General features: G+C 63.7%; 2 protein-coding genes. One reads left to right on the top strand and one right to left on the bottom strand.

Translation table 11 applies throughout. The features are described from left to right. Window positions 1-255: 255 nt before the first annotated feature. Window positions 256-1,530 (bottom strand): NAD(P)/FAD-dependent oxidoreductase, encoded by a 1,275-nt coding sequence (locus tag VLE48_01915; GenBank protein ID HSA91739.1) that lies wholly within the window; start codon window positions 1,528-1,530, stop codon window positions 256-258. Window positions 1,531-1,686: 156 nt separating this feature from the next. Between VLE48_01915 and VLE48_01910 the strand changes: the two genes are divergently transcribed. Then, on the top strand, window positions 1,687-2,467 hold a 781-nt coding region (locus VLE48_01910), incomplete at its 3' end, for a hypothetical protein (protein ID HSA91738.1).

Here is a 2,467-nt window from a genome sequence, read left to right as displayed (position 1 = left end):
GGTCCCGTCGGGTCCCGAGAAGCAGATGGTGTTCTCGGGGTTGCGGCCCAAGGTGATGCTCCGGCCCAGCTTGACCTTGCGGCCCACCTGGACGCCGGAAAGGATCTGGAGGAAGAAGTCGGACATCAAGGCGTCCCGGGAGGTTTGGGATTAGGAAGCGGCAGTGTATCTCCTGGCATCAGCATTCTGTTGGTAACGAGTAGATCCGGCAGAAGAAGTTCTTAGTTCTCAGTTCTTAGTTCTCAGCGCCTACTCTTACCGCACATCTTCCAAAATGTCCGTCCTGCCGGTAATGAGCCGCGTGCCGCGCTGAAAAGTGAGATAGGCCCAGGCCCACTGGATGATCACCAGGATGCGGTTGCGGAAGCCAATGAGGAAGTAGATATGGATGAACAGCCAGGCCAGCCAGGCAATCCACCCGGAGAGGCGTAACCCGGGAAGGTCGGCCACGCCGGCGGCGCGGCCGATGGTGGCCAGCGACCCTTTGTCCAGGTAGACGAACTTTTCCCGCGGCTTCTTCCGAATGTCTCGCCAGATGTTTTTTGCGGCCGCCATGCCCTGCTGCACGGCGGCGGGAGCGACGCCGGGAACCACTTTGCCTTTGGCGTCTTTACACGCAGCAAGATCGCCCACTACGAACACTTCGGGATAGCCGGGGATGCTGAGATCGGGCTCGACGATCACGCGCCCGGCGCGGTCGGTGGGAACGCCCAGCATCTTTCCCAACGGCGACGCGGAGACGCCCGCGGCCCACAGCGTCACCGCAGAAGGAATCTCCTCACTGCCGATGCGCACCACCTTGGGCCCGATGGCGGTGACCATGGTGTTGGTGCGCACCTCGACACCCAGCCGGCGCAACTGGGCTTCCGCCGAGCGGGAAAGCGATTCCGGATACGTCGGCAGGACGCGCGGGCCGCCTTCCAGCAGCAGGATGCGTGCCTGCTTGGGATCGATGTGGCGGAAGTCGCGCACCAGGGCCTGGTGAGCGATCTCCGCCAGCGCGCCCGCCAGCTCCACGCCGGTCGGTCCGGCGCCCACGATGACGAAGTTGAGCGGGTCGATGGTTCCACCCGCATGCGCCTGGCGCTCCGCCAGTTCGTAAGCCAGCAGCACGCGGCGCCGGATTTCGAGCGCGTCCTCCAGTGTCTTCAGTCCGGGCGCGTGCGCCGCCCATTCGTCATGGCCGAAGTAGGCATGGGTGGCGCCGGCGGCCACGATCAGGTAGTCGTAGTCCAGTTGCAGCTTGCGCAGCTTCAGGCGCCGCGCGGGCAGGTCAAAGCCGATGGCCTCTTCCAGCAAAACCTCGACGTTCTTGTAGCCGCGCAACACGCCGCGGATGGGAGAAGCGATGTCGGCAGGGGAGAGCGCCGCCATCGCCACCTGGTAGAGCAGGGGCTGGAAGGTGTGGTGGTTCTTGCGGTCCACCAGGGTAATGCGCAGCGGCCGCCGCGCCAGCCAGCGCGCCGCGTAAAGCCCGGCAAATCCTCCACCGATGATGACAATGTGCGGACGTGCGTCGTTCGAGGCCATGAAGGATCCCAATGAGTTGGATGAATCTAGCACGCGGAAGTCGCAGAGCAGGCCACTAGCCGCTAGCTCCTAGCTATTGGCCCTTGGCTTTTTGGCTGAAAGGCCGGGTCGCAGGCGAGGACGAAGGGTTATCATTCTCTGCGAGGCTGAGCAGACATGCGGACGATCTATTTGACAACACTTCTAGCCGTGATGGCCGCTGAATCGGCCCTGGCGCAGCATGACCACAGCGCCATGCAGCACAAAGTCGCAGCGCAGGCCAGGCTGCAAGTTCAGGACGATGCCGCGAGGCGCTCGCTCACGGTGCGGTTGGGGCCGCTCGAATTGCCGGCGAAGGCGGATCACTTCGCGGTGGCGCAGCCCGCGCCACAGTTTTTGGAAATCCCCTTCGACGGCTGGATCATCGCCTACCATCCGCAACTGGTGGACGCCGAGGGCAATCGCCTGCCCAGCCGCATGCTGCATCACGTGGCCTTTTGGAACACCGGGCGCTCGGACTTCCTGTGTCCCAACAAGGAAGAGCACATCTTCGGCGCGGGCGGCGAGATGAATGACTGGCCCGCTTTGCCGGGCGTGGGCTATCGGGTGTTGAAGGGCGATCGCATCCGCGTCACCTCGATGTTCCACAATCCCACCGAGACCAGCTATCCCGAGGTCTATCTGCAGGTGGCGATGGAATACGCGCAGAAGACTGACGCTACGCCGATCAGCGTGTATCCGGCATGGTTCGACGCCGGCGAGTGCGGCAATTCCGGCTACGACCTGCCCGCGGGCGCAAGTTCGAAGACGGGCGAGTTCCGCCTGAACTACACCGGGACGCTGCTGGGCGTGGGCGGACATCTGCATGACTACGGCCGGCGGCTCGTACTGGAAAACGCGTCACGCAAGGAAACCGTCGCCACGCTCGACGCCAAACTCAACGCCGAAGGCCACATCC

The organism is Terriglobales bacterium (assembly GCA_035454605.1).
Classification (GTDB): domain Bacteria; phylum Acidobacteriota; class Terriglobia; order Terriglobales; family Acidobacteriaceae; genus DATMAB01.
This window is presented reverse-complemented; position numbering and strand designations above follow the sequence as displayed.

What these genes read in the sequence shown, in the direction of transcription:
- VLE48_01915 (HSA91739.1), bottom strand. Translation starts at nt 1,530, where the DNA reads ATGGCCTCGAACGACGCACGTCCGCACATTGTCATCATCGGTGGAGGA.